We start from the raw sequence: 26,460 nt of genomic DNA on the forward strand, positions 1-26,460 counted from the left end.
CCGCACGCTGCATCGGGAGGGGAGTCCGCGTGCCCGGAATCGACGAGTGCCTGCTGGAGGCCATGAGCCTGCCAGGCGCGCGCGGAGCCTGGCTGGTCGACTGGACCAGCGGGCTCGCCCTCGGCGCGGCGGGCGAGTCGCCGGTCGGCGACCACGAGACCACGGCGGCGGAGGCGGCCGAACTGGCCCGCGCGGCGGCGGAGTACGACTCCTTCGCCGGCGTCGCCGCACCGACCACGGCCGTCGTCCTGGCGCCGCGCGCGAACCCGGCCACCTTCCCGGGCACCGGCACGGCCGGCTCCCCGGCAGCGACCGGAACCGCGGCCGCGGCGTCCGCCCCAGCCATGGGACAGCGTACCGAAACCGCCACCTCAGACGGCGGGTTGACCAAGGGTCCGCCCGTGGAGGATCTGATCGTCAGCACCCGCAGCGGCTATCACGTGCTGCGATTCGTCGACACCGCCTTCGACAGCAGCGTCTTCCTGCACGTGTGGCTGGACCGGGACACCGGCAACCTCGCGCTCGCCCGGCTCAGACTCCGCGACCTCGCCGAGAGGCTGGTGCTCGGATGACCGTCTCCCCCATGCTCGTCCGGCTGGCCGCCGAGCGCGCGACCGGCGCCCTGCTGCGCGACCACGGAACGCTCTACCTCGTCGACGGCCGCGTCGTGCACGCAGAGAGCCCGGCCGCCCCCGGACTCGACGTCCTGCTGACGGCCGGCGGACGGCTGGCCCGCGAGCGCTGGGACGAGGCCGTCAACCGGGCCGGGGCGCGCCGCGAGGTCGGCAGGTTCCTGGTGGAGAGCGGCCGGCTGCACGACGGCGAGCTGGAGATCTGTCACCTCGGCGCGGTCTTCGACGCGGCGTTCTTCGCCCTGGGCCCCGCCACCGGCCCGACCCGCTTCCGCTACGGCGTGTCCCACTGGTTCGGAGCGGTGCGCCCGGTCTCGACCGAGGCCGTCGAGCGCGAGACGGTACGCCGCCGCGAACTGCTGGACAGCGTCTGGCCGTACGCGGCGGTGGACGCCGCCCCGGTCGTCGCCCGCACCCCCGCCCCCGGGCAGACGGTGAGCCTGCGCCAGCGGGCGCTGCTCGCGGCGGCCGACGGGACACGTACGCCCGCGGACATCGCGCGCCGGCTGGGCCGTCCGGCCTTCCACACGCTTCTCGACGTCCGCCGGCTCGCCGCCGCCGGCCTCGTGGAGACCCCGCCCGACCCCGTGGAAGCCGCACCGCCCGCCTTACCCGCCTGGGTCGGCGAGGTCGCGGCCGATCCGGACATCACCCTGCTGCGCCGGCTCCGCGACGCCCTGGAGGCAAGTCTGTGATGAGGCGTGCCCTGCGCCTGCGCGCCGAGAGGAGACAACTGATGTCGGCAGAAGCCGAGGTACTCGGCGAGCTGAGACGGCTGCGGGCCCGGCTGCCCCAGCTGACCGGGGCGCTCGCGGCGAGCGCGGACGGCCTGGTGCTCGCCCATGACACCGCTTCCACGGAGGCGGAGGGGGTGGCCGCGCTGACCGCGGCTGCCCTCGGCGTGACCCAGCGACTGTGCGAGTCGACCGGACAGGGCGGCTTCCGTGAGCTGCTCGTCCGGGGCGAGAACGGTTACGTCGCCACGTACGCGGCCGGCGGCTCCGCCGTGCTCACGCTGCTCGCCGAGCCCCGGATCAACGTGGGCCGGCTCCATCTCGAGGCGCGGCGGTCCAGTGCCCGGATAGGCGAGCTGGTCGACGGCGCGCTGGAGCGCAAGGACCTGAACCGGCACCAGACATAGCCGCGCCCCGGGACCGGCCCCCTGAGCGGCCCCGACCGGACCTGAAGACCGATCGAAGACCGATCGAAGAACCGAAACCGAACGAGAACCGAAACCGGAAAAGGAAGTGCGACACCCATGGCGAACACCGAGACCGTCCTCAAGGAAGCCGCGTCCATCGAAGGCTCCATCGGCGCCGCTCTGGTCGACTACACCAGCGGAATGGCGCTCGGCACCATCGGCGGCGGCAAGGACCTCGACCTCACCGTGGCGGCGGCCGGCAACACGGACGTGGTCCGCGCCAAGGTCAGGACGATGGAGATGCTGGGGCTCCAGGACGAGATCGAGGACATCCTGATCACCCTCGGCACGCAGTACCACATCATCCGTCTGCTGAAGGGGCGGGGAAAGAACGGGCTGTTCCTGTACCTGGCGCTGTTCAAGGACCGGGCGAACCTGGCGATGGCGCGTCACCAGCTGAAGAAGCTGGAGAACGACCTGGAACTCTGATCCGAAGGACAGGCGCTAGTCCACGAAGAGGCCGCGAGCCGCCGCCTTGGTGTCGAACTCCTCCAGGCGCGCCTGGGCGTCGGGCAGTTCGTCCGCCATGGCTTCGAGGAGCACGCGGCCGAGCAGCATCGGGGCGCAGGCCGTGTCGAAGGCGAGCCCGGTGCCGACGGCGGCCGGGATGAGCAGGTCGCTGTGGGCGGCGACGGGCGCGAACGCCGACTCTGCGACCGTCACCACGGTCAGTCCGGCGCCCCGGGCGTACTCCAGGGCCTCGACGACCTCGCGGGGGTGTCGGGGCAGCGCGAAGCAGAGCAGGGCCGTGGCCCCGGCCCGTACCGCCGCGTCGACCCGGTCGGTGAGCATCGAGCCGCCCTCGTCGAGGAGGCGGACGTCGGGGTGGACCTTGGCGGCGAAGTACGCGAAGCCGCGCGCCTGCGAGGAGGCGGCCCGCAGCCCGAGGACGGGCAGCGGCCGCGAGGCCGCGAGCAGCCGGCCTGCGCGGGCGACGGGCGCGGGATCGGCGAGGAGCTCGGCGAGGTGGCGCAGGTTCTCGATCTCGGCGAGGACGGCCTGCTGGTACTCGTTGTGCTCGCCGGCCTGCTCCGAGGCCTCCCCCGCGGGGGCGACCTCGCGCAGATGTCGGCGGAGGGCAGGGTAGCCGTCGAAGCCCAGAGCGACGGCGAACCGGGTCACGGAGGGCTGACTGACGCCGGCGAGGTCGGCCAGCTCCACGCTGGACAGGAACGCCACGTCGCCGGCGCGGCGCACCATGCAGTGCGCGATCCGCCGCTGTGTCGGTGTCAGCCGATGCCCCTCGAAGAGCGCCTGCAGCCGTCCGGCCGGGCTGTCGCTCACGCCGTCCCCTTCCGCCTATTCATTCACCGTGAACTCTGCATGAAGATATGCAGGAGGGCAAGAAATGCGGGGGATACCCCTACTGACACGTGGGGCCGACGCTCCCTACCGTGACGAGTATGGACAGCCGCGACCCCGCCCGCACCGACGAGTTGAAGAACGAGCTGGACGCCACACTGCACGTCCGGCGGGAGCTGGGCGCGGAGTACGAGGCCGCGCTCATCGAGTCCTTCCTCGGCAAGGTGGAACAGAGCCTGGAGACGACGATCGACCGCCAGGTCCGCCGCCGCACGGCCGAAGCGCAGGTGGCGACGGCCCGGGGCGTCCGCCCGCCGGGCACGGGCCCGGAGGGCTTCGGCGAGCGCTACGGCTTCGGCATCATCTCGCTGCTCCTGGCGATCCCGCTCTCCGCGATCGCCGTGACCCAGGCGGACCTCGAAGGCCTGATCGTCGCCTGGATCGGCATCGTCGGCGTGAACTTCGTCCACGCGACCCGCGGCCTGGAACGGCGCTTCGCGCGCCGCCAGGACGATGAGGACCGATAGCCCGTCGCGGCGAGGGCGGGCAGCCCTGGGCCGGAGCCCGAGTACCGCACGGGACCGTTTTCCGAGTACGGCAAGGCACCGGGCCCGAGTACCGCGGGGACCGGGCCCGAGTACCGCAAGGCACCGGGGCCCGAGTACCGCAGGCACCGGGGCCCGAGTACCGCAGGGACCGGGCCCGAGTACCGCAAGGCACCGGGGCCGAGTACCGCAAAGGACCGGGCCCGAGTACCGCGGGGACCGGGCCCGAACCTCCCGGCCCCGGAAAGAGATGTGCGCGGGGACCGCCGCACCCCCATCGCTGGGGGGCGGGACGACGGCGGTCCCCGCGAGGGACACGGGCCCGGGTCAGGGCCGGTCTCGCGTCCGGAAGGCGTCGTCAGGAGGTCCGGGAGCCGCTCCGTAGTCCTCGACGCCGACAAGGAACAATGTGCCGGACGCGTGTTAAGCGGGTGCTGCGCGTACGTGTCGCGCTCGTACCGATTGCGCGAACGCCCGCTCGATCACGCTTCGCGCTACTTCGCGACGCCCTTCGCCCCGCCGTTCGCCAGGAACGCCAGCAGGTCCTGCCGGCTGACCACACCCGTCGGCTTGCCCTCGACCAGCACGATCGCCGCGTCCGCCGACTCGCCGAGCACGGACATCAGGTCGGCGACGGGCTCGCCCGAGCCGACCTGCGGCAGCGGCGCGCTCATGTGGCGCTCCAGCGGGTCCTCCAGGGACGCCCGCTTGGTGAACAGCGCGTCCAGGAGCTCTCGTTCGACGACCGAGCCGACGACCTCCGCCGCCATGACGTCCGGGTGACCGGCGCCCGGCTTCACGATCGGCATCTGCGAGACGCCGTACTCCCGCAGCACCTCGATGGCCTCGCCGACCGTCTCCTCCGGGTGCATGTGGACGAGGGAGGGCATGACGCCCTCCTTGTGCCGCAGCACGTCGGCGACGGTGGCGGAGGAGGTGTCCTCCAGGAAGCCGTAGTCGGCCATCCACTCGTCGTTGAAGATCTTGGACAGGTAGCCGCGGCCGGAGTCCGGCAGCAGCACGACCACGACGTCGTCCGGGCCGAGCTCCTTGGCGACCTCGAGCGCGGCCACGACCGCCATGCCGCAGGAGCCGCCGACGAGCAGGCCCTCCTCCTTGGCGAGACGGCGGGTCATCTGGAAGGAGTCCTTGTCGGACACCGGAACGATCGCGTCGGCGACGTTCCGGTCGTAGGCGGTGGGCCAGAAGTCCTCACCGACGCCCTCGACCAGGTACGGCCGGCCGGAGCCGCCGGAGTAGACGGAGCCCTCGGGGTCGGCGCCGATCACCTTCACCGAGCCGCCGGAGACCTCCTTGAGGTAGTTGCCGGTGCCGGAGATGGTGCCGCCGGTGCCGACGCCGGCGACGAAGTGGGTGATCTTCCCCTCCGTCTGCTCCCACAGCTCGGGACCGGTGGTCTCGTAGTGGGAGCGGGGGTTGTTCGGGTTGGAGTACTGGTCCGGCTTCCAGGCGCCCGGGGTCTCACGGACGAGGCGGTCGGACACGTTGTAGTACGAGTCGGGGTGCTCGGGGTCGACGGCGGTGGGGCAGACGACGACCTCGGCGCCGTACGCCCGCAGCACGTTGATCTTGTCCGTGGACACCTTGTCGGGGCAGACGAAGATGCACTTGTAGCCCTTCTGCTGGGCCACGATCGCAAGACCGACACCGGTGTTCCCGGATGTGGGCTCGACGATGGTTCCGCCGGGCTTGAGCGCCCCGCTCTCCTCGGCCGATTCGATCATGCGCAGGGCGATGCGGTCCTTGACCGAGCCGCCGGGGTTGAAGTACTCGACCTTGGCCAGGACGGTCGCCTGGATTCCCGCCGAGACGTTGTTGAGCTTCACCAGCGGGGTGTTGCCGACGAGGCTGATCATCGAGTCGTGGAATTGCACCGTAATCTCCGGGGTCTCCGTAATGGTGCGTCCAGCGTATGCGTAGTCGGAGCGGGTTACGGGGCAGTTAGATCCTGAACGGCTTGAAGGAGGTGACTGCCCCCATGTCGAGGGCGAGGGTGGCACGGCGGATCGCGGCGGGCGCGGCGTACGGAGGCGGCGGCATCGGGCTGCTCGGTGCGGCGGCCGTGGGCGTTCTCCTGGCCGAGGTGCAGCTGGCGAAGCGGAACGTGGGGGGTGGGGTGGCGCCCCTGCCGCCGGGGGCGGACGGGCTGTACGGGCGCTCGTTCGCGGCCTCGGATCCCGGCTCGGTCCCTCTGAGGCTGGCCCTTCTGGGTGATTCGACGGCGGCGGGCCAGGGGGTGCGGCGCTCGGGGCAGACCCCGGGGGCGCTGCTGGCCTCGGGCCTGGCCGCGGTGGCGGAGCGGCCGGTGGTGCTGCGGAACGTGGCCCTGCCGGGGGCGCGCTCGGACGATCTGGAACGTCAGGTGTCGCTGCTGCTGTCGTCCCCGTCGGGGCCGCCGGACGTGGGCGTGATCATGATCGGTGCGAACGACGTCACGCACCGGATGCCGGCGACGGAGTCGGTGCGGCTGCTCGCGGCGGCGGTGCGGCGGCTGCGGACGGCGGGGGCGGAGGTGGTCGTGGGGACCTGCCCGGACCTCGGGACGATCGAGCCGGTCTACCAGCCGCTGCGGTGGCTGGCGCGCCGGGTGTCGCGGCAGCTGGCGGCGGCGCAGACGATCGTGGTGGTGGAGCAGGGCGGCCGGACGGTGTCGCTGGGCGATCTGCTGGGCCCGGAGTTCGCGGCGAACCCGCGGGAGATGTTCGGGGCGGACAACTACCACCCGTCGGCGGAGGGGTACGCGACGGCGGCGATGGCCGTGCTGCCGACGGTGTGCGCGGTGCTCGGCGTGTGGCCGGACACCGACCGTCTGGAGCCGGACCGTCACGAGGACATGCTGCCGGTAGCGAAGGCGGCGGCGGAGGCGGCGAGGGAGGCCGGTACGGAGGTCACGGGGGCGCGGGCGCCCTGGGCCCTGCTCAAGCACCGCCGCCGGCGGCGCCTCGCGGAGCCGGCCTCGGCCCCGGATCCGGCCACGTCTCCGGAGGAGGCCCACAGGCCCTGAGGGGCCGAGGAGGACCGCCCCCGGCCCCCGAGGGGGCGTCCCCGCTCCCGCCGGGCCCGGTGAGGGCCTTCCCGCTCCCCGCCGGGCCGGGAGGTCCTCACCGGGCGGCGAGGCCCCCTGGGGGTTTCGGGGAGGGGTGGTGCGGGGGAGATGGACGTCAGAGGGCTGAGCGGGCGCTTAGAAAAGAGGTCCGCGTCACACCGCCCGGGCGGTGACCCGTGCCGTACGTGCAGGTAACTTCCCTTTCAGTCCGTCCACCCCGCACCCTCCTGGAGCCGTGATGCCCGAAGCCGTCATCGTCTCGACCGCCCGCTCCCCGATCGGCCGGGCCTTCAAGGGCTCCCTGAAGGACCTGCGGCCCGACGACCTCACCGCCACGATCATCCAGGCCGCCCTCGCCAAGGTCCCCGAGCTCGACCCGCGCGACATCGACGACCTGATGCTCGGCTGCGGCCTCCCCGGTGGCGAGCAGGGCAACAACCTGGGCCGGATCGTCGCCGTCCAGATGGGGATGGACCACCTCCCCGGCTGCACGATCACGCGCTACTGCTCCTCCTCGCTCCAGACCTCGCGCATGGCGCTGCACGCCATCAAGGCGGGCGAGGGCGACGTCTTCATCTCCGCCGGTGTCGAGATGGTCTCCAGCTTCGCGAAGGGCAACTCGGACTCCCTGCCCGACACGCACAACCCCCTCTTCGCCGACGCCGAGGCCCGCACCGCCGCCGTCGCCGCCTCCGAGGGCTCCAGCTGGCACGACCCGCGCGAGGACGGCCTCGTCCCCGACGCGTACATCGCCATGGGCCAGACCGCCGAGAACCTGGCGCGTTGGAAGGGCATCAGCCGCCAGGAGATGGACGAGTTCGGCGTACGGTCCCAGAACCTCGCCGAGCAGGCCATCAAGAACGGCTTCTGGGAGCGTGAGATCACCCCGGTCACGACCCCGGACGGCACGGTCGTCTCCACGGACGACGGCCCGCGCGCGGGCGTCACGCTGGAGGGCGTGCAGGGCCTCAAGCCCGTCTTCCGCCCCGACGGCCTGGTCACCGCCGGCAACTGCTGCCCGCTCAACGACGGCGCCGCCGCGCTCGTGATCATGTCCGACACGAAGGCCCGCGAGCTGGGCCTGACCCCGCTCGCCCGCATCGTCTCCACCGGCGTCTCTGGCCTCTCCCCCGAGATCATGGGCCTCGGCCCGGTCGAGGCCTCCAAGCAGGCCCTCAAGCGCGCCGGCCTGACGATCGACGACATCGACCTGGCCGAGATCAACGAGGCCTTCGCCGCCCAGGTCATCCCGTCCTACCAGGACCTGGGTCTGGACCTGGACAAGGTGAACGTCAACGGCGGCGCCATCGCCGTCGGCCACCCCTTCGGCATGACCGGCGCCCGCATCACCGGCACGCTGATCAACAGCCTGCAGTTCCACGACAAGCAGTTCGGCCTGGAGACCATGTGCGTCGGCGGCGGCCAGGGCATGGCCATGGTCATCGAGCGGCTGAGCTAGTTCCGGGCTGAACCTGCCACGGGGGCGCGCGGCAGCGCTCCCATGGCCATCTGACACGGGATCCAACCGCCCCGCGTCCCAGCCGTGACCGAATCTCCCCCAGGATGTGACCTATGTCCCGGGGGAGAGTCGTTCCCGCAGGTCACAGTAGTTTCGGGACTAAACACCCGGCCCAAATACCTGTCCATTTCGTGACGTAATGCACTGACAGGGGGCGCACTCCCAGGACAAGCTGATGTAGGAAGTCGGGGGGATCGACTCGGAATCGGGAGTACGTCAGTGAGCGCCATGTCTCTTGCCCTGCTGGTGACCACGGCCGCCGCCACGGCCGTGGGCGCCGCCGCCCTGCACGCTGCCCACGGTCTCCGTAAGCAGGTCGTCGCCCTGCGTGGCGAACTCGCCGCCGCGCGCGGTGTGTCCGTCCCGCACGCCAGGGAGACGCCCGCCGCGGAGATACGGGCCGCGGTCGCCGAGGCACTCGCCGAGGAGCGCGAGCGCGAGCTCGCCGAGGCGCGTGCCTTCTGGGCGGCCCAGGAAGCCCGTGACGCGGCCGACGCGCCCTCCCTGCTGGGCGGCCTCGGCGGCCCCGCCGAGGACGGCGGCCCCTTCTACGTGCCGCGCCAGGCGGACTTCGCGGGCCTGGAGGCCATGGCCCTGGAGGCGATGGAGGCCGAGGCCGCCGCGCTCGACGGCACCGGCGTCGACAGCGTCCTGGAGGAGTTCCCCGAGCTGACCGAGTACGCGGAGGACTCCCCCGAGCTCGCCGCGGCCCGCCGTCGCCACCCCTCGCACCCGGACTTCGTCCCGGTGCAGACGCCGGTCGTCACCGACCACGAGCGCACCGTGTCGCGCCTCGAGGAGCTGGCCGACACGGGCACCGCGCTGACCGACGTGCGCCCCGGCCCGCTCGGCACGCTCGACGTGTACGTCTTCGCCGACGGCACCACGCTCTGCATGACCCCCGGCCACCGCGAGACCGCGGAGCGCCTCGCCGAGGCCCTGCGCGCCGGGCGTACGCCGGTCCTCCTCGGCGGCTCCGGCGTCTCGGGCGCGTACGCCCTGACCTTCTCCTTCGGAGAGGCGGACGACGAGAACGTCTACATCCTCGCCGACCGCGTGATCGCCTCGCTCTGACCCGCCCGGCGGCCGCACCGGGGGGCCACAGCGCCCTACAGCCCCGAGCGCGCCGCCGCGTCCCGCACCAGCCTCACGGCCTCGCCCAGTTCCCCTTCCCGGGAGCCGGCCGGGGCCGTTCGCAGAGCCTCCGCCAGATCCGTTCCCGCGACGAGCAGTTGGTCGGCGACGGCGAAGACGCCCGCGTCCGGCATGATCCGGCCGCCCTCGTCCCCCACCGCCTCCGGCTCCTCGATCCGCTGCGCCCACAGCGCCAACCGCCGGGCCAGGTCGAGCCCTTCGGCGGCCGCGCCACGCTGGAGGCGGCTCTGCGGGGCGGCCCGGAGCCGGTCGGCGAACCGCTCGACGGCGGCGGTCAGTTCAGTCGTATCGAGCACTCCGCGACCCTACGCGCCCTCCACGCACTGTTGCCAACGCGCCGAGGCTCGGGCACGGTGTCGGGAAGGAGCACACGGCAACACGCGTCCGGAGGCGCCGATGTCCCACGCATTCTCCGAAGAGACCCACCGCAACCTGCTCGCCCGCATCCCGCACTGCACCGGTCGTGAGATCTCCGACTGGCTCCGCACCGTCGAGGAAGGCCCCTCCCTCGTGCGCTTCGAGGAAAAGGTCAGCTGGCTCCGGGGCGAGCACGACCTCGCGTACGGCCACGCGAAGGCGATCATCCACGAGTACGACCTTCGACGGGCGGCCCGTCGACTGCTCTGACGCCTGCCGCCCTCGTCGGCGGCGCCCGCGTCGCCCGAACCGGCGTCCGGTGAGGGGCCCGGCACGGGCCCCTCACCCCCGGTAGAGTGGGAGAACGATGGTTCTCTCACGCGAGGGGTGATCGGACCATGCAGACCATGGACGCCGAAACCGCCGAGGCGCGGCTGCTGGAGGCCGCCGAGGAGCTGTTCGACGAGCGCGGGGTGCAGGCGGTCGGCATGGACGCCATCCGCTCCGCGTCGGGCGTCTCGCTCAAGCGCCTCTACCAGCTCTACCCGTCCAAGGACCATCTGGTGTGGGCGGTGCTGAACCGCCGCGACAGCGCCGCGCGCGAGGCCATCGCCGCCCACGGAGCCGCCCACGCCACCACCCCGTACGAGCGCGTCCTGGCGGTCTTCGACCACCTCGGCGAGCGGTTCGCCGACCCCGGCTTCCGCGGCTGCGCCTTCATCAACACCTTCGGCGAGATGGGTGGCATCTCACCGGACATCGCCGACATCGCCCGCGGACACAAGCAGGCCCTGCGGGGGTACTTCGCCGAGCAGACCGCCGCCCTCGGGGCGCCCGGGGAGCTGGCCGACCAGCTGGCGCTGCTGGCCAACGGCGCCATGGTCGTCGCGGGCATCGACGGCTCGCCCGCCCCGGCGGCGCAGGCGAAGGCCGCGGCCCGGGTCCTCCTGGACGCGGCGCTCCGGGGCTGACCGCGCCGCCCGAGCACCGCCCCGTGGCCCCTCGGCCCTCTCGCGGACGCGGAAGGGCCCGCCCGGCGGAAGCCGGACGGGCCCTTCGTCACACTCGCCTGTGCGCCGTTGCGTGCGCACCTCGCGTGCGTCAGTCGTCGCCCTGCAGGATCGACAGCAGACGCAGCATCTCCAGGTAGATCCACACCAGGGTCAGGGTGAGGCCGAAGGCCGCCAGCCAGGACTCCTCGCGCGGGGCGCCGTAGTTCACGCCGTCCTCGACCTGCTTGAAGTCCAGGGCGAGGAAGCAGGCACCGAGGATGATGCCGATGACGCCGAAGAGGATGCCGAGGCCGCCGCTGCGGAAGCCCAGGCCGTCACCGGCGCCGTCGAAGAGCGAGAAGATCGCGTTGACCGCCATCAGCAGGATGAAGCCGATCGCGGCCGCCATCACGAAGCCGTAGAAGCGGCGCGTGACGCGGATCCAGCGCATCTTGTACGCGATCAGCACACCGGCGAAGACCGCCATCGTGCCGAGCACCGCCTGCGCGACCACACCGGGAGAGATGTAGGTCGAGACCGCGGCGGAGATGACGCCGAGGAAGAAGCCCTCGAACGCCGCGTAGGCAAGGATCAGCGCAGGCGACGGCTTGCGCTTGAACGACTGGACCATCGCCAGGACGAAGGCCACCAAGGCGGCGCCGATGGCCACCCCGTAGGACTTGCCGAGGTTCTCCGGGTCGACCGGCATGACGATCCACGACAGCGCGGCGAAGATCACGACCGTGCCGAGCGTCATGGCCGTACGGCTCACGACGTCGTCGATGGTCATCACGTTGCCGCGGGCCTGCTCAGGGGCGCCGAGCTGGGTGTCCTGGGCGTACGGGTTGGTCGCGTACGGGTTCGCCGCGCCCTGTGCGTACGGGTTGGTTCCGACGGCGGGGCCCCCGGCCTGCGGCTGCGGCGGCGGTGTGAAGCCGGCGTGGCCGTTGTCGCGGCTGAACCCCCGTCGCGAGAAGACCGGGTTACTGCTCCTCATCTCACTCCTCCATGGCCGCACTGCGCGGCCTTGCGTCAAGAGTAATCGGGAAGCAAAAGAAACTCCCTAGTGCTCGGGGAGGATCTTTCCGAGATCGTTAGGGAGACGCCGGGGGCGACGGCGGTGAGCTGTGCCCGGAACCGGACTCGAACCGGTACGGCCCGAAGGCCAGCGAGGTTTAAGCTCGCCGTGTCTGCATTCCACCATCCGGGCATGGCGCGCGGCTCCGCGTCGGCACATGAGCCTATCGGGATGCGTCGCTCGTTCAGCGGAACGCCGACCCGATGTTGTCTTATTTTATTGACGCCTGAGTGTGCGTCAGTGCAGGTGGGGCCTGGTCTGACGGAGTGTGACAGGGGTTCCGGCCGCAAAGGCCCGGCCACCGGAATGACGGAAAGTCGCCGCCTGGACACGCCCGGAGCGGCACACTCCCCCGGGGTACCGGCCCCTCAGGGGTCCCGTCATACCTCAGGAGGAGACCCCGCCCTCCCGGTCCGACTCGAGTCGCCCCCGGGAACGGGCATGTGGGCGGACGACCCGGGCCTCAGCGCTCGACACGATGGAGTGGTTCCCGAACACCTCGCAGTGACAGGAGTCCCTCGTGACCACCACCCCCACCGTCTCCCGCGCCACCGCGGTGGCCGCCCGCGCCACGGATCTCTCGAAGGTCTACGGACAGGGCGAGACCCAGGTGGTCGCCCTGGACCGGGTCACCGTGGACTTCCGGCAGGGCGAGTTCACCGCGATCATGGGCCCCTCCGGCTCCGGCAAGTCGACCCTGATGCACTGCGTCGCGGGCCTGGACTCCTTCAGCTCCGGATCGGTGCGCCTCGGCGAGACCGAGCTCGGCACCCTCAAGGACAAGCAGCTCACGCAGCTGCGCCGGGACAAGATCGGCTTCATCTTCCAGGCCTTCAACCTGCTGCCGACACTGACGGCGATGGAGAACATCACGCTGCCGATGGACATCGCGGGCCGCAAGCCCGACAAGCAGTGGGTGGAGAAGGTCATCGACATGATCGGCCTGTCCGGCCGGCTGAGCCACCGCCCCACGCAGCTCTCCGGCGGTCAGCAGCAGCGCGTCGCCGTGGCCCGCGCGCTGGCCTCGCGCCCCGAGATCATCTTCGGTGACGAGCCGACCGGAAACCTGGACTCGCGCTCGGGCGCCGAGGTCCTGGGCTTCCTGCGCAACTCGGTACGGGAACTGGGCCAGACGGTCGTCATGGTCACCCACGACCCGGTCGCCGCGTCCTACGCGGACCGGGTGATCTTCCTCGCGGACGGCCGGATCGTCGACGAGATGATCGCCCCGACGGCGGACGGCGTGCTGGACCGCATGAAGGCCTTCGACGCCAAGGGCCGCACGAGCTGAGGCACCCCCGGGGCTGACGCCCCGGTCCGCGGCCCTTCGACGTTCCGCCCCCCACACGGGGGCTCCCACCCCAGGACACACACATGTTCCGTACCGCCTTGCGCAACGTGCTCGCGCACAAGGCCCGGCTGCTGATGACCGTGCTCGCCGTCATGCTCGGCGTCGCCTTCGTCTCCGGCACCCTGGTCTTCACCGACACCCTCTCCCAGGCCTTCCGCAGCCAGTCGGCCAAGAGCTACGACGACGTGGCCGTCGCCGTCGAGCACTACCCGAACCCGGCGGAGGCCGCCAAGGAGCCCGGCCTCTCCCAGAGCGTCGTCGACCGCCTCGGCAGGCTCGACGGCGTCGACTCCGTCACCGGACGGGTCGACGGCTTCGCCGGCGTGCCCGACAAGGACGGCAAGCTGATCGGCGTCGGCTGGTCCAACAAGGGCACCAACTTCGCCCCGGGCGCCGACGGCAAGGACCGGGCGTACGACTTCGTCGAGGGCGCCGGCCCGGTCGAGGACGGGCAGGTCGCGCTCGACAAGGACACCGCGGCCAAGGGCGGCTACCAGGTGGGCGACCGCGTCCGCGTGGCCACCAACGGCCCGGTGAAGGAGTACACCCTCTCCGGTGTCTTCACCACCGAGGACGGCGCGGTCAGCGCCGGAGGCAGCCTGGTCCTCTTCGACAACTCCGTCGCGCAGAAGCAGTTCGTGAAGGAGGGCTTCTACCGCAGCGCCACCATCGCCGCGACGCCCGGCACGGACGCCGACAAGCTTCTGGACGAGGTCCTGAAGGTCGTCCCGAAGGCCGCCACGGCCCAGACCGGCCAGGCGCTCGCCGACCAGCAGGCCAAGGACATCGAGGCCGGGCTCGGCGCGCTGAAGCAGGTGCTGCTCGGCTTCGCCGGCATCGCCCTCTTCGTCGGCGTCTTCCTGATCGCCAACACCTTCACCATGCTGGTCGCCCAGCGCACCAGGGAACTCGCGCTGATGCGCGCCGTCGGCGCCTCGCGCAAGCAGATCACCCGCTCCGTTCTCGTCGAGGCCGGACTGGTCGGCCTGGTCGCCTCGGTCGTCGGCTACGGCCTCGGCATCGCGATGGCCGTCGGACTGCGCTCGGGCATGAACGCCTTCGACCTGAAGGTGCCGGGCGGCCCGCTGGTCCTCAGCGCCACCCCGCTCGTCGCCGCGCTCGCCGTCGGCGTCCTGATCACCATGTTCGCCGCCTGGCTGCCCGGCCGCCGCGCCGCGAAGATCCCGCCGGTCGCCGCCATGAGCAGCGTCCACGCCGCGGCGACGACCAAGTCGCTCGTGGTCCGCAACTCGATCGGCGCCGCGCTCACCGCGCTCGGTGTGGTCCTCATCGTGCTCGGCGCCGGCACCGGCGGCGACGACGGCCGGATGTACATCGCGGGCGGCGCCTTCACCACCCTCGTCGGTGTGATCGTGCTGATCCCGCTGCTCTCCCGCCCGGTGATCGCCCTGATCCGCCCGCTGTTCGTCGGCCTCTTCGGGGTCTCCGGCAAGCTCGCCGGCCTCAACGCGGTCCGCAACCCGCGCCGTACCGGCGCCACCGCCTCCGCGCTCGCCATCGGTCTGACCCTGGTCACCGGCCTGTCCGTACTCGGGACGACGGTCGGCGCGGCGCTGGACAAGATGACGACGGAGCAGATCCGCGCCGACTACATGATCTCCATGGCCTCCGGCGAGGGCATGAACACCGACACGCTCGCCGCCATCGAGAAGACCCCCGGTGCGACGGCCGTCTCGCCGCAGCTGGCCGGCTGGTTCACGCTCAAGGGCAAGGACGTCTCGGCCTCCGGTGTCACCCCCGGCGACATCGAGAAGCTGATCAAGCTCGACACCGTGAAGGGCTCGCTGAACTCGCTCGGCGAGGGGCGGATCGCGGTCGCGGAGAAGACCGCGACCAAGCAGGGCTGGAAGGTCGGCGACACGCTGCCGGTCGAGTTCGGCGACAAGAAGAAGGGGAAGCTGACGGTCGGCGCGATCTTCGAGGACAGCGAGTTCGTCTCGCCGGTCGTGATCGACGCGAAGACCGTCATCGCCCACGAGCAGCAGTCGTACATCCCGCAGATCTTCGTCTCGATGGACGGCGGCGCCTCCGCGGCCAACGAGAAGGCGATCGCGAAGGCCATGGGCGACAACCCGGCCATCACCGTCATGGACCAGAAGGACATCCGTGACCTGTTCGGCGGCCAGATCAACATGCTCCTGAACATCATGTACGGCCTGCTGGCGATGGCCCTGATCATCGCGGTCCTGGGCGTCGTGAACACCCTGGCCATGTCCGTCTTCGAGCGTCAGCAGGAGATCGGCATGCTGCGGGCGATCGGTCTCGACCGGCGCCGGGTGAAGCGGATGGTCCGTCTGGAGGCCGTGGTCATCTCGCTCTTCGGCGCTGTGGTCGGCATCGGTCTCGGCTCGTTCCTCGGCTGGGCGATCGGCGAGACGTTCAAGAGCAGCCTGCCGGGCTACGCGCTGGTGCTGCCCTGGGACCGGATCGGGGTCTTCCTGGTCCTGGCCGGACTGGTCGGCGTCCTCGCCTCCCTGTGGCCGGCCCGCAGCGCCGCGAAGCTCAACATGCTGACGGCCATCAAGACCGAATAGCGCACGCACGGCGAAGGGCCGGGCTCCCCGAGAGGGGGTCCGGCCCTTCGCGTGTCGGCGGCTCACCAGGGCAGCGGCTCAGCGGTCACGCCCGCTCGTTCCACACGCGCGGCCGCAGCGCGACGCCCGAGGTCCCCGACTCCGGTGTCTTCACGGCGAGGAACTGGTTCACACCGATCCGGTTGCGCTCGAAGGAGACCGCGCAGGCCGCCATGTAGAGCCGCCAGATCCGCGCCCGGCCCGGCGAGGTGCTCCGTACGGCACGGGCCCAGTCGCCCTCCAGATTGGCCACCCAGCGGCGCAGCGTCAGGGCGTAGTGCTCGCGGATCGCCTCCACGTCACGCACCTCGAAGCCGGCGTCCTCCAGCGTCGTCAGCGTGCGTCCCATCGGGGCGAGTTCGCCGTCGGGGAAGACGTACGCGTCGATGAAGGGGTCGATCCGGTAGGCGTCCTCGTCCGGCTCGGGGCGGCGGGAGATCTGGTGGTTGAGCAGCCGGCCGCCGGGCTTGAGCAGGGCGTGCAGTACGTCGGCGTACTCGCGGTAGCGCGTCTCGCCGACGTGCTCCGCCATGCCGATGGACGAGATCGCGTCGTACGGCCCGTCCTTGACGTCCCGGTAGTCCTGGACCCGGATCTCGATCCGGTCCGTCAGGCCCTCCTCGGCGATCCGCTTGCGGGCGTACGTCGCCTGCTCGCGGGAGAGGGTGATGCCGACGACCCGCGCGCCGTACTCGCGGGCCGCGTGCATGGCCATCGAGCCCCAGCCACAGCCGACGTCGAGGAGCCGGTCGCCCTCCTTCAGGTTCAGCTTGCGGGCGATGAGGTCCAGCTTGTCGCGCTGGGCGTCCTCCAGGGTCCCGTCCTCGGTCCAGTACGCGCACGAGTAGACCATCGACGGCCCGAGGACCAGTTCGTAGAAGTCGTTGCCCACGTCGTAGTGGTGACTGATCGCCTGCTTGTCGCGGCGCTTGCTGTGGCGCGATCCGGTGCGCCGGCGCACCTCCTCGGCGGGCGGCGCGGGCGGTGGCAGGGGTCTCGCCAGCTTCAGGAACGCCGCGGCCGCGGTGCGCAGCTTCGGATCGCGTACGGACGCCAGGGCGCTCCTGGTCTCCTCGCCGCGCTCCCAGAACAGCCCCGCCAGCCGGTCCAGGACCTCGTAGAGATCACCCTCGACGTCGATCTCACCGGCCACCCAGGCCCGCGCGAGGCCCAGTTCGCCGGGCCTCCACAGCAGCCGGCGCAGGGCGCGCCGCTCCCGGACGATCAGGACGGGGCCGTCCGCGGGTCCGGCTTCGCTGCCGTCCCAGGCTCGCAGACGCACCGGGAGCGGGGACCCCAGCAGGTCCTCCGCGAGAGTGGTCAGCCGCGATGCGGCGTCGGCCATGGTGCACACCTCCGTGATGTCGTGCCCCAGAAATGCTCGTGACCACGTAAACACCGTCCGTAGGCGATTACAGTCCCGCCGCCGCACAACGACTCGGCAAAAACACGCGAAAGGGCCGTCCGCACCACGGATGGCGGACGGCCCTTTCGGTGACGTCGGGTCCTGCTCTCAGCGCGTCAGGAGGCCTTGGCCTTCTCCTGCGCCGGGGCGGCGGGAGCCGGGGCGGGCTTGGCCGCCTCGTAGAACTCCTCGCGCGGCGTCTCCATGGCACCGAGGGAGACGACCTCGCGCTTCAGGAACATCGCGAGGGTCCAGTCGGCGAAGACGCGGATCTTGCGGTTCCAGGTCGGCACGGCCATGCCGTGGTAGCCACGGTGCATGTACCAGGCGAGCCGGCCCTTGAGCTTGATCTTCATCTTGCCCATGACGATCATGGCGACGCCCTTGTGGAGGCCGAGGCCCGCCACAGCGCCCTTGTTGGAGTGGCTGTACTCCTTCTGCGGGAAGCCCCGCATGCCGGAGACCACGTTGTCGCCGAGGACCTTCGCCTGACGCAGCGCGTGCTGGGCGTTCGGCGGGCACCAGGCGTTCTCCACACCGGCCTTGCGGGCGGCGAGGTCCGGAACCTGGGCGTTGTCGCCGGCGGTCCAGATGTAGTCGGTGCCGGTGACCTGGAGGGTCGGCTGGGCGTCCACGTGGCCGCGCGGGCCGAGCGGGAGGCCGAAGCGGGAGAGCGCCGGGTTGGGCTTGACGCCGGCGGTCCACACGATGGTGTTGGAGTCGACCTCGAGGCCGTTCTTCAGCACGACGTGGCCGTCGACGCAGGAGTCCATGGACGTCGAGAGGTAGATCTCGACACCGCGGCCCTCGAGGTGCTCCTTGCCCCAGCGGCCCAGCTCCGGACCGACCTCGGGAAGGATCTTGTCGGCGGCGTCGACCAGGATGAAGCGCATGTCCTCGCGCTTCACGTTGGTGTAGTACTTCGCCGCGTCGCGGGCCATGTCCTCGACCTCGCCGATGGTCTCCGCGCCGGCGAAGCCGCCGCCCACGAAGACGAAGGTCAGCGCCTTGCGGCGGACCTCCTCGTTGGTCGTGGAGTCGGCCTTGTCGAGCTGCTCCAGGACGTGGTTGCGGAGGCCGATGGCCTCCTCCACGCCCTTCATGCCGATGCCCTGCTCGGCCAGGCCGGGGATCGGGAAGGTACGGGAGACCGCGCCCATCGCGATGACCAGGTAGTCGAACGGAAGGTCGTACGCCTCGCCGACGAGCGGCGCGATCGTGGCGACCTTGCGGTCCTGGTCGATGCTGGTGACGCGACCGGTGAGCACCTCGGCTCCGCGCACGACGCGTCGCAGCGGGACGACGACATGGCGCGGCGAGATGCTGCCTGCGGCGGCTTCGGGGAGGAAGGGCTGGTACGTCATGTACGAGCGCGGGTCGACGACCGTGACGGTCGCTTCCGCATAACGCATCTTCTTGAGGATGCGTCGAGCTGCGTACAGGCCTACGTACCCACCGCCTACTACGAGGATCCTGGGACGCTCCGTGGTGCTCATGCATCCGAGTATCCACCCCTCCCAGGGGGGTCGCTCGTGCGCCCCTTCACAAGCTCCGGGGGTACCTCTGCTACACTCCGCCGCCCACGTGACCCAGGTCATGGTCGTGCAAAGGAACCAAGGTGCAGGGGTGAACGTTGTTCACCCCTACTGAACTGGTCTGGAGAGCCCCCGTTAACGCAGAACCACGGGGTGCATTCACACGATGGAAACATCGAGCGAACCGGGCTCCACGCCTACGAAAGAGCCCCGGCAGGGGCGCTGGAGGCCCCAATGGCCCCCTGCGGCCCCCATCAGGGCCCTTTTCCTTGTGAAGAACTTCACGAACTTTCTCGGCGGACCGATTCCGGACGCCCCGCCGAGTGCCCGTTATGCCACGGACAGTGCGATTCCGTCGAGGATGTCGTGCTCGCTGACGACGACCTCACGGGCCCCGGTCCGCTCCATGATCTCCAGCAGGACGAGCGCCCCGGAGACGATGACGTCGACGCGGCCCGGATGCATCACGGAGATCGCGGCGCGCTCGGCGTGCGTGGAGCGGACCAGCGAGTCGACGATCTCCGCGACCTTCCCGTACGGGATGCGGGAGTGGTGGATCCGCTCGGAGTCGTACTCCTGGAGTCCGAGCGCGATCGCGGCGACCGTGGTGACCGAACCCGCGAGCCCGACCAGGGTCCCGGCCGAGCGGATCGGGACGGTCTCCTCGGCCAGGTCGAGCGCGGCCCGGATGTCGACGCGGATGGCGTCGATCTCCTCGGGGGCCGCCGGATCGCTGCGCACATGGCGCTCGGTGAGCCGTACGCAGCCGATGTCGACGGACCGGGCGGCCTCGACGTGCCGGTCGCCGACGACGAACTCGGTCGAGCCGCCCCCGATGTCCACGACCAGGTACCGCTCGGAGGCGGGCAGCTCGCCCGTCGCGCCGGTGAAGGAGAACTCGGCCTCCTGGTCGCCCGTGATCACCTCGGGCTCGACGCCCAGGATGTCCAGGACACCGCCGACGAACTCGTCGCGGTTCTCGGCGTCACGAGAGGCGGAGGTGGCCACGAAGCGGAGCTTCTCGGCGCCCAGTTCCTTGATGACGGCGGCGTACTCGCGGCAGGCGGCGAAGGTCCGCTCCAGCGCCTCGGGCGCGAGGCGCCCGGTCCGGTCGACGCCCTGCCCGAGCCGGACGATCGTCATCCGCCGGTCCAGCTCGATCAGCTCACCCGTCTCGGGGTGGACGTCGGCGACCAGGAGGCGGATGGAGTTCGTACCGCAGTCGATGCCCGCGACTCGGGTCACTCCGCAGACTCCTTCTCGTCCGTGCACGGCGTGACGCAGGGCCCCTTGGCCCACCACTCGGGCAGCATCGCGATCGCCTCGTCGCCCAGCGGGTTCACGCCCGGGCCAGCGGCCAGCGAGTGGCCGACGAGGACGTGCAGGCACTTGACGCGGTCGGGCATGCCCCCGGCGCTCGGGAAGCCCTCCAGGACCTCGATGGCGTCACGGCGGGCGATGTAGTCCTCGTGCGCGGCCCGGTAGGCGGCGGCCAGCTCCGGGTCGGTGGAGAGCCGGGCCTGCATCTCCTTCATGACCCCGTTGGCCTCCAGCGTGCCGATCGCGGAGGCCGCCCGGGGGCAGGTCAGGTAGTACGTCGTGGGGAACGGGGTGCCGTCCGGGAGCCGCGGCGCGGTCTCGACGACGTCCGGGTTGCCGCAGGGGCAGCGGTGCGCGATGGCGCGCAGACCCCGGGGCGGGCGGCCGAGCTGCTGTTCAAACGCGGCGACGTCCGCCTCGGTCGGCTCGGTGCGTGCGGTCTGCGGAGGGGGCGTTTCCATCGTTGCGTCTTGTCTTCTCGTCGGAGTGTCGTCGGTGGTGAAGGTCGGTTCTTCGGGCCGGGACCGCCGGGCGGGCCGCGCTAGCGGCGCCTGTCCGCGCGGTCGACGCCTTCCCAGAGGTCGGAGTACCAGGGCTGCTCGGCGGCACCCTGCTCGGTGCGCCGGGCCTGCTCGGCCTCGGGGTCGTTCACGGTGAAGCCGGTCTCGCCCGGCATCACGTAGTGGAGGTGCTCCCGGGCGAGCCGGCGGACATACGCGGGGTCCTGGAGGCGGGCCTTCTCGTCCCGCAGCCTCTCGACCCGCGCGGCCGCGTCGTCGGCCTGGCGCTCCTGCTCGGCGATCTCGCCGCGCTGGGAGACGTACTGGCGCATGGGGTACGCGAGCGCGACGACCAGCGAACAGACCACCAGGGCGAGGAAGGCCGCCCGGCCGGTGAGCCGGGAGCGGCGGGCCTGACGGCGGGTCTGGGAGCGGTAGACACGGGCGGCGGTCTGCTCGCCCAGCAGCCTGATCCTGGTCGCGGTCGAGAACCGGTCCCGGTCCTTCGCGGCCATCTCCAGTCGCCTCCCCTGAGTCGTCCCGTAACGCGTGCGTCCCCGCACACGGTACGGGACCGGGTGCGGGGACGGACGTAACCGAGGGTTCTCGGGGATCAGCCCTTGAAGCGCGGGAAGGCGCTGCGACCGGCGTAGACGGCCGCGTCGTCGAGGATCTCCTCGATGCGCAGGAGCTGGTTGTACTTGGCGACGCGCTCGGAGCGGGCCGGGGCGCCGGTCTTGATCTGGCCGCAGTTGGTGGCGACGGCGAGGTCGGCGATGGTGACGTCCTCGGTCTCACCGGAGCGGTGGGACATCATGCACTTGAAGCCGTTGCGCTGGGCCAGCTCGACGGCGTCCAGGGTCTCGGTCAGCGAACCGATCTGGTTGACCTTGACGAGCAGCGCGTTGGCGGCGCCGTCCTCGATGCCGCGGGCCAGGCGCTCCGGGTTGGTGGCGAAGAGGTCGTCGCCGACGATCTGGACCTTGGTGCCCAGCTTGTCGGTGAGGACCTTCCAGCCGGCCCAGTCGTCCTCGAACAGCGGGTCCTCGATGGAGACCAGCGGGTACGCGGAGACGAGCTCCTCGTAGTACTCGGTCATCTCGGCGGCCGAGCGGGACTTGCCCTCGAACTCGTACGAGCCGTCCTTGTAGAACTCGGACGCGGCGACGTCGAGCGCCAGCGCGATGTCCTTGCCCGGGACGTAGCCGGCCTGCTTGATGGCCTCCAGGATGAGGTCGAGCGCCTCGCGGTTGGAGTCCAGGTTCGGGGCGAAGCCGCCCTCGTCGCCGAGGCCGGTGGACAGGCCCTTGGTCTTCAGGACGGACTTGAGGGTGTGGTAGACCTCGGTGCCCCAGCGCAGGGCCTCGGAGAAGGACTCCGCGCCGATCGGCGCGATCATGAACTCCTGGATGTCCACGTTGGAGTCGGCGTGCGAGCCGCCGTTCAGGATGTTCATCATCGGAACGGGCAGCAGGTGCGCGTTCGGGCCGCCGAGGTAGCGGAAGAGCGGAAGGTCGGAGGCCTCGGACGCGGCGTGCGCGACGGCGAGGGAGACGCCGAGGATGGCGTTGGCGCCGAGGGAGGCCTTGTTGTCCGTGGCGTCCAGGTCGAACATGGCCTGGTCGATGAGGCGCTGCTCGGTGGCGTCGTAGCCGACGAGCTCCGGGCCGATCTGCTCGATCACGGCGAGGACGGCCTTCTCGACGCCCTTGCCCTGGTAGCGGTTCTTGTCTCCGTCACGGAGCTCAATGGCCTCGAACGCACCGGTGGAGGCACCGGACGGAACGGCAGCACGGCCGGTGCTGCCGTCGTCGAGGCCGACCTCGACCTCGACCGTGGGGTTGCCTCGGGAGTCCAGGATTTCCCGGGCTACGACGACGTCGATGGACGGCACGAGCATCTCCTTCTGGGATGTGACGCTAGATGTGACGCTTGCGGTGCAGGGTCGCTTTGGCCTTGCGACAAGAGCCTAACCGGCTCCGGGGCTCCCGCCCGCCGGGCGCCCGCCCCCTGGGACGAAAAAGGACCCGAGGGTACGCATCTCCGGCCAAAGCCCCCAGAACTACTCGGCGGTAACTCTGCGGAGCCGCGTTTCGACCCGCTCCGGGTTCCGCTCCGGACTCCAGGGAACGCGGAACCCCGGCCCGGAGCGCACGGGGGAAAAGCGCTCCGGACCGGGGTGGTCACCGCGGGAGGGTCGTCGGACCCGCGTGAGCCGCCGGACTCACGCGAGCCGCGGGGCTCACTTCAGGTGAAGCTGCTGACCCGGGTAGATCAGGTCGGCGTCCTCGACGACGTCCTTGTTGAGCTCGAAGAGCTTCGCCCAGCCGCCCTTGACGTCGTGGGCGGCGGCGATGGTGCTCAGGGTGTCGCCGCCGACGACCTTGTACTCGCCGTCGCCCTTCTTGACCTTCTTGCCGGTCGGGGTGGTGACGGTCTTCTTGGACTCGGCCTTCTTCGGGGCGGTCCGGGTCTCGCTGCGGGTCGTCGGCTGCTCGGCCTGACGCTCCTGCTTCGGGGCGGCCGGCTCGGCCGGCGTGCTCTCGGCGGCGCCACCGGTGTAGGCGGCGCTGGAGAGGCCGACGCCGCAGCTCGGCCAGGCACCCTTGCCCTGACCGGCCAGGACCTTCTCGGCGATGGTGATCTGCTGCGACTTCGAGGCCTGGTCGGCGGTCGCGGCGTAGGCGGTGCCGCCGTACGCGGCCCAGGTGGAGGACGAGAACTGCAGGCCGCCGTAGTAGCCGTTGCCGGTGTTGATGGACCAGTTGCCACCGGACTCGCACTGGGCGACCTTGTCCCACTCGGAGGCCGTGGCGGCCGAGGCGGACCCGGTGGCCATCAGCGGGGCTGCGACGGCGACACCGGCGATGCCGGCGAGAGCGACGGCGCGGGTGGCCTTGGAGGCACGACGGTGTTTGCCCTTGGCGGAAAACAGCATGGAACTTCTCCTCACCGACGCCTGCGAGGTGAGCTGTCGGGTTCGGGCCATGTGAGTTGCCCGGCCGCGCGACCTTGCGCGCGGCTTCACCCCAAGCCGGTCCGTCGGCCGTCTGTCTCAACGGCCGGGGACGGCACTTACCTTGGGTCCCCCGCTCCTGCCTACGGCGCTTGACGCGACGACTGTTCCCATCGGCCGACGGCAGGATTCGGCGTTTCGGTCGACGGGGCCCGCGGTGGCGAGCGGTCCTGACCGTAGACACAGACCTGGGTGAAGTTCAAAGACGTCCAGGTCGGACATTTCACCCCTACCTGCCAGGGGACGAAGGGTGTTTACGCAGGTGAGAGGTGACGGAAGCCGAGTTTGCGGACGGGACGCGCCAGTTGAGACAAAGAGACCCATGTCTCACTGGCGCAGAACCGGACATACAATCCCGAACTACCCCTGTTCAGCACCCTGGTCGGCAGCCTGCCCGGCGGTCGAGCCGAGGCCGAGGTCGAGGCTCTGGCCAGGGAGGATCAGGTTCGGATCGGCACCCACCGTCGAACGGTTGGCGTCGTAGAGGGCGCCCCAGCCGCCCGGGAGCTCGTTCTGCTGGGCGATCTCGGAGAGACTGTCGCCCGACTTGACGGTGTATTCGCCCATTGCGTCGGATATGTCCTGGGCAGCAGTGTTGCCCGAACTGTCCGAAGAGTCCTTGTTGCCCTTACCGCCCTGCTTGACCTCGTCCGCGCCGGCCTCCCCCTCGACTGTCGGGGTGTCAGTCGGCAAGGCATGGCGGCCCTTTTCGCCATCCTTGCCCGGTATGACCGATTCCTCCGGAGCTGCGTCACCGCGGTGCTTCCCGGTACCCGGCGTCGCCGACGTGCTCGGCGCGGTGGGAGTGGTGGACGTCTCGGGAGTGGCGGACGGCTCACCCTGCTCGTCGCCGTTCCCGTCGCCCTTCCCGTTGCCCGGCGTGGCGCCCTCGGAGGCGTCGGCGTCGGGCGAGGTCCCCCCGTCACCGGCCGGCATGCCCGCGGTCCGGTTCGACTCGGGAAGGGGACCCGTGGGCTCCGCCGGCTTCACGGCCGGGCCCGGGTCGACGTCCGGCTTCGCGCCGTCCTTCGTCAGACCGGCGATCGGGGCGCAGGTGGCCCACTGCGTGTCGCCCGCGGCGAACGCCTTCTCCGCCACCGCGATCTGCTGGGCGCGGCTGGCCAGATCCGCACTGGTCGCGTACGCGAGCCCACCGTGCCGCTCCCAGCTCTCCTGGGTGAACTGCAGACCCCCGTAGAGCCCGTTGCCGAAGTGGGCACTCCACAGGCCGCCCGACTCGCACTCGGCCACCCGGTCCCAGGTGGCCGCGTCGGCGGCGGACGCCGAGCCCGCGCCGAGGAGGGGAAGTGCCAGGGCCGATCCCGTCACGCCTGCGGCGACAACGATGGCGGGGGCTTGGCGGGGTCTGCGGTGTCGTCCGTTCCCGGAGCGCATGGGGAGGGCCTTTCGCGTGACTGCTGAGGTGACGGTGAACGTAGCGGCATTCGAACGTCAGTAACAAGTCGATGCAGCGGAGATCACGCGAAAGTCACAATCTTGACGGTCCGTCAGCCACTCAAAGGGGAGAACTCGACCGGAAGCGTGCGCAATCCACGCATGATGAGCCCTCCGCGCCACCGCAGGTCGGCCGGATCCACGGCAAGTCGCAGGTCTGGCAGGCGAGTCAGCAGCGTCGCGAGCGCGATCTGCCCTTCGAGCCGGGCGAGCGGGGCGCCGATGCAGTAGTGGATGCCGTGCCCGTAGCCGAGGTGCTGGTTGTCGCGCCGGGAGAGGTCGAGCGTGTCCGGCTCGTCGAAGCGCGCCGGGTCGCGGTCGGCGGCGGCGAGCACGACGAGGACCGGGTCGCCCGCCGGGATCTCCTGCCCCCCGATCGTCAGCGGCTCCACGGCGTACCGCCAGGTCGCCAGCTCCACCGGCCCGTCGTAGCGCAGCAGCTCCTCGACACCGGTCTCCAGGAGCCCCCGCTCCCCCGCCGCGAGCGAGGCCTGGAGGCGCCGGCGCTGGTCGGGATTGCGCAGCAGGGCGTAGACCCCGTTGCCGACCAGGTTGACCGTCGTCTCGAAGCCGGCGAAGAGCAGGATGAAGGCCATCGCGGCGGCCTCGTTCTCGGTGAGGTGCTCGCCGTGGTCGGACGCCTTGATGAGCCCGGAGATCAGGTCGTCGCCGGGGTCGAGCCGCTTGCGGTGGATCAGCTCCGCCAGATAGCCGCGCATCTTCTTGACCGACCGCGCCACCCCGCCGCGCGGCCCTCCGCCGTGGCGGATCATCATCCCGGCCCAGTCCCGGAAGTCGTCCTGGTCCTCGGGCGGCACGCCGAGCAGGTCGCAGATCGCGTAGATGGGCAGCGGGAAGGCGAACTCGTGGATGAGGTCGGCCTCGCCGTTCGCCACGAAGGAGTCGATCAGCCGGTCCGTGAGCTCCTGGACCCGGGGGGCGAACTCGGCGACCCGGCGCGGGGTGAACGCCTTGGAGACCAGCCGGCGCAGCCGGGTGTGGTCGGGTGGGTCGATGTTGAGCAGATGTGTCATCAGCTCGGCCTTGCGCTCCCCCGGGATCCCCGTCTTCCCCTTGGCGTGCGCGGGCTCGTCATGGTGCGCGGGGTTCTTCGAAAGCCGCTGGTCGGCGAGGGCCTGCCGGGCGTCGGCGTAACGGGTCACGAGCCAGGCCTCGACCCCGCTGGGCAGCTTCGCCCGGTGCACGGGCGCGTGCTCGCGCAGCCAGGCGTAGGCGGGGTACGGGTCGGTCGCGAACTCCCAGGTGAAGAGCTCGGGAGCGGGGGGCCGGGCCGGGGGCTCGGCGGGCTGGTCGGCGGGGGTCGTGCTCACCCTGAGACGGTACAAGGTCACCGCCGCGCCGGCCTCGGGCCCGCGACCGTCACCGCCGCCCCTGCCCCGGGGCCGCCGCCCTCACCGCCGCACCGACCTCCGGGC

At 71.1% G+C, this 26,460-nt stretch carries 25 protein-coding genes, 1 tRNA gene and 1 riboswitch; of the genes, 12 read left to right on the forward strand and 14 right to left on the reverse strand.

The features are described 5' to 3' along the window. Positions 1–29 precede the first annotated feature (29 nt). From ACZ3IJ_RS17895 to ACZ3IJ_RS17910, 4 genes are all read left to right on the forward strand, one after another. Complete coding sequence (locus ACZ3IJ_RS17895; RefSeq protein ID WP_467469212.1) at positions 30–572, forward strand: hypothetical protein; 543 nt, start codon at positions 30–32, stop codon at positions 570–572. Further along, on the forward strand, positions 569–1,327 hold the full coding sequence (locus ACZ3IJ_RS17900) for a transcriptional regulator (RefSeq protein ID WP_467469214.1): 759 nt from the start codon (positions 569–571) through the stop codon (positions 1,325–1,327). The genes ACZ3IJ_RS17895 and ACZ3IJ_RS17900 overlap by 4 nt, the downstream gene beginning before the upstream one ends. Then, positions 1,327–1,773 (forward strand): roadblock/LC7 domain-containing protein, encoded by a 447-nt coding sequence (locus ACZ3IJ_RS17905; RefSeq protein ID WP_391801040.1) that lies wholly within the window; start codon positions 1,327–1,329, stop codon positions 1,771–1,773. The genes ACZ3IJ_RS17900 and ACZ3IJ_RS17905 overlap by 1 nt, the downstream gene beginning before the upstream one ends. 117 nt (positions 1,774–1,890) lie before the next feature. Further along, positions 1,891–2,262: a hypothetical protein gene (locus ACZ3IJ_RS17910; protein WP_467469216.1), complete on the forward strand. Its 372-nt coding sequence runs from the start codon at positions 1,891–1,893 to the stop codon at positions 2,260–2,262. A gap of 15 nt (positions 2,263–2,277) precedes the next feature. Here the strand turns inward: ACZ3IJ_RS17910 and ACZ3IJ_RS17915 are convergent, their stop codons facing one another. Beyond that, positions 2,278–3,117, reverse strand: coding sequence for a MurR/RpiR family transcriptional regulator (locus ACZ3IJ_RS17915; protein WP_467469218.1), 840 nt, complete (start codon positions 3,115–3,117; stop codon positions 2,278–2,280). 119 nt (positions 3,118–3,236) lie between these two features. Here ACZ3IJ_RS17915 and ACZ3IJ_RS17920 point away from each other — a divergent pair, with 119 nt between their 5' ends. Then, positions 3,237–3,662 (forward strand): hypothetical protein, encoded by a 426-nt coding sequence (locus tag ACZ3IJ_RS17920; RefSeq protein WP_467469220.1) that lies wholly within the window; start codon positions 3,237–3,239, stop codon positions 3,660–3,662. Positions 3,663–4,174: 512 nt separating this feature from the next. On the opposite strand, the gene ACZ3IJ_RS17925 is transcribed toward ACZ3IJ_RS17920, so the two are convergent. Continuing rightward, positions 4,175–5,575: a cystathionine beta-synthase gene (locus ACZ3IJ_RS17925; RefSeq protein WP_467469222.1), complete on the reverse strand. Its 1,401-nt coding sequence runs from the start codon at positions 5,573–5,575 to the stop codon at positions 4,175–4,177. A gap of 119 nt (positions 5,576–5,694) precedes the next feature. Between ACZ3IJ_RS17925 and ACZ3IJ_RS17930 the strand changes: the two genes are divergently transcribed. The 3 genes from ACZ3IJ_RS17930 (at position 5,695) to ACZ3IJ_RS17940 (ending at position 9,340) form a co-directional block, all read left to right on the forward strand. Next, entirely contained in the window at positions 5,695–6,705 is a 1,011-nt protein-coding gene (locus ACZ3IJ_RS17930) for an SGNH/GDSL hydrolase family protein (protein WP_467469692.1), read from the forward strand. A gap of 280 nt (positions 6,706–6,985) precedes the next feature. After that, entirely contained in the window at positions 6,986–8,206 is a 1,221-nt protein-coding gene (locus ACZ3IJ_RS17935; protein WP_467469224.1) for an acetyl-CoA C-acetyltransferase, read from the forward strand. 279 nt (positions 8,207–8,485) lie between these two features. Next, positions 8,486–9,340, forward strand: a complete 855-nt coding sequence (locus ACZ3IJ_RS17940) for a hypothetical protein (protein WP_391801035.1) — start codon at positions 8,486–8,488, stop codon at positions 9,338–9,340. A gap of 35 nt (positions 9,341–9,375) precedes the next feature. Here ACZ3IJ_RS17940 and ACZ3IJ_RS17945 read toward each other — a convergent pair whose 3' ends face one another. After that, on the reverse strand, positions 9,376–9,717 hold the full coding sequence (locus tag ACZ3IJ_RS17945) for a hypothetical protein (protein WP_391801034.1): 342 nt from the start codon (positions 9,715–9,717) through the stop codon (positions 9,376–9,378). 100 nt (positions 9,718–9,817) lie between these two features. Between ACZ3IJ_RS17945 and ACZ3IJ_RS17950 the strand changes: the two genes are divergently transcribed. Together ACZ3IJ_RS17950 and ACZ3IJ_RS17955 are read left to right on the forward strand one after the other, a co-directional pair. Further along, the gene (locus tag ACZ3IJ_RS17950; protein WP_352188531.1) at positions 9,818–10,048 is read left to right on the forward strand and encodes a DUF4287 domain-containing protein; all 231 of its coding nucleotides are present in this window, start codon (positions 9,818–9,820) and stop codon (positions 10,046–10,048) included. A gap of 137 nt (positions 10,049–10,185) precedes the next feature. Then, complete coding sequence (locus tag ACZ3IJ_RS17955; protein WP_467469227.1) at positions 10,186–10,749, forward strand: TetR/AcrR family transcriptional regulator; 564 nt, start codon at positions 10,186–10,188, stop codon at positions 10,747–10,749. Positions 10,750–10,879: 130 nt separating this feature from the next. Here ACZ3IJ_RS17955 and ACZ3IJ_RS17960 read toward each other — a convergent pair whose 3' ends face one another. Together ACZ3IJ_RS17960 and ACZ3IJ_RS17965 are read right to left on the reverse strand one after the other, a co-directional pair. After that, positions 10,880–11,767, reverse strand: coding sequence for a Bax inhibitor-1/YccA family protein (locus ACZ3IJ_RS17960; protein WP_467469229.1), 888 nt, complete (start codon positions 11,765–11,767; stop codon positions 10,880–10,882). Between the two features lie 131 nt (positions 11,768–11,898). Next, a tRNA-Leu gene (locus ACZ3IJ_RS17965) sits at positions 11,899–11,980 on the reverse strand. Between the two features lie 388 nt (positions 11,981–12,368). On the opposite strand from ACZ3IJ_RS17965, the gene ACZ3IJ_RS17970 reads away from it, so the two are divergent. Beyond that, positions 12,369–13,139, forward strand: a complete 771-nt coding sequence (locus ACZ3IJ_RS17970) for an ABC transporter ATP-binding protein (RefSeq protein WP_467469232.1) — start codon at positions 12,369–12,371, stop codon at positions 13,137–13,139. 83 nt (positions 13,140–13,222) lie between these two features. Further along, positions 13,223–15,754 (forward strand): ABC transporter permease, encoded by a 2,532-nt coding sequence (locus ACZ3IJ_RS17975; protein WP_467469234.1) that lies wholly within the window; start codon positions 13,223–13,225, stop codon positions 15,752–15,754. Between the two features lie 85 nt (positions 15,755–15,839). On the opposite strand, the gene ACZ3IJ_RS17980 is transcribed toward ACZ3IJ_RS17975, so the two are convergent. The 9 genes from ACZ3IJ_RS17980 to ACZ3IJ_RS18020 all read right to left on the reverse strand — a co-directional run bounded on the left by ACZ3IJ_RS17980 (position 15,840) and on the right by ACZ3IJ_RS18020 (position 26,355). Beyond that, entirely contained in the window at positions 15,840–17,138 is a 1,299-nt protein-coding gene (locus ACZ3IJ_RS17980; protein ID WP_467469236.1) for a class I SAM-dependent methyltransferase, read from the reverse strand. Positions 17,139–17,314: 176 nt separating this feature from the next. Continuing rightward, positions 17,315–18,694: an NAD(P)/FAD-dependent oxidoreductase gene (locus ACZ3IJ_RS17985; RefSeq protein ID WP_467469238.1), complete on the reverse strand. Its 1,380-nt coding sequence runs from the start codon at positions 18,692–18,694 to the stop codon at positions 17,315–17,317. A gap of 369 nt (positions 18,695–19,063) precedes the next feature. Next, positions 19,064–19,978 (reverse strand): Ppx/GppA phosphatase family protein, encoded by a 915-nt coding sequence (locus ACZ3IJ_RS17990; RefSeq protein ID WP_467469240.1) that lies wholly within the window; start codon positions 19,976–19,978, stop codon positions 19,064–19,066. Next, positions 19,975–20,514 carry a DUF501 domain-containing protein gene (locus tag ACZ3IJ_RS17995; protein ID WP_391801028.1) on the reverse strand — a complete coding sequence of 180 codons (540 nt, stop codon included), beginning with the start codon at positions 20,512–20,514 and terminating at the stop codon, positions 19,975–19,977. Before ACZ3IJ_RS17995 ends, ACZ3IJ_RS17990 begins: the two co-directional genes overlap by 4 nt. Positions 20,515–20,594: 80 nt before the next feature. After that, positions 20,595–21,068, reverse strand: coding sequence for an FtsB family cell division protein (locus ACZ3IJ_RS18000; RefSeq protein WP_467469242.1), 474 nt, complete (start codon positions 21,066–21,068; stop codon positions 20,595–20,597). Positions 21,069–21,166: 98 nt separating this feature from the next. Beyond that, positions 21,167–22,453, reverse strand: coding sequence for a phosphopyruvate hydratase (gene eno, locus ACZ3IJ_RS18005; protein WP_467469244.1), 1,287 nt, complete (start codon positions 22,451–22,453; stop codon positions 21,167–21,169). 342 nt (positions 22,454–22,795) lie between these two features. Next, positions 22,796–23,491 carry a transglycosylase family protein gene (locus ACZ3IJ_RS18010; protein WP_467469246.1) on the reverse strand — a complete coding sequence of 232 codons (696 nt, stop codon included), beginning with the start codon at positions 23,489–23,491 and terminating at the stop codon, positions 22,796–22,798. 3 nt (positions 23,492–23,494) lie between these two features. Then, a riboswitch (cyclic di-AMP (ydaO/yuaA leader) is annotated at positions 23,495–23,670 on the reverse strand. A 259-nt stretch (positions 23,671–23,929) separates the two neighbouring features. After that, on the reverse strand, positions 23,930–24,898 hold the full coding sequence (locus tag ACZ3IJ_RS18015; protein WP_467469248.1) for a LysM peptidoglycan-binding domain-containing protein: 969 nt from the start codon (positions 24,896–24,898) through the stop codon (positions 23,930–23,932). A gap of 179 nt (positions 24,899–25,077) precedes the next feature. After that, positions 25,078–26,355, reverse strand: coding sequence for a cytochrome P450 family protein (locus tag ACZ3IJ_RS18020; protein WP_467469250.1), 1,278 nt, complete (start codon positions 26,353–26,355; stop codon positions 25,078–25,080). Positions 26,356–26,460 lie beyond the last annotated feature (105 nt).

The organism is Streptomyces sp. NPDC013317, assembly GCF_055563155.1.